Below are 351 nucleotides of genomic sequence, written 5' to 3' on the forward strand. Positions count from 1 at the left end.
CCGGAGCAACGAGAAGGCGCACCGCGCCGAGGCCGACGAACTGCGCGAGCGGCTCGCGCAGGCCGCCGAAGGCGGCGGCCGGGCGGCCCGCGACCGGCACACCGCGCGCGGCAAGCTGCTGCCCCGCGACCGGGTGGACACACTGCTCGACCCGGGCTCGCCGTTCCTGGAGATCGCCCCGCTGGCCGCGTACGACATGTACGACGGCGCCGCCCCCGCCGCGGGCGTGGTCGCCGGCATCGGCCGGATCGCCGGCCGCGAAGCGCTCGTCGTCGCCAACGACGCCACGGTCAAGGGCGGCACGTACTACCCGCTCACCGTGAAGAAGCACCTGCGCGCGCAGGAGATCGC

Annotated in this window: 1 protein-coding gene; it reads left to right on the forward strand. The window is 76.1% G+C overall.

The features are described from left to right. On the forward strand, nt 1–351 hold a 351-nt coding region (locus AC1DSF_RS31565; protein ID WP_478184243.1), incomplete at both ends, for a carboxyl transferase domain-containing protein.

It is taken from the genome of Variovorax sp. 01N429 (genome assembly GCF_056399425.1).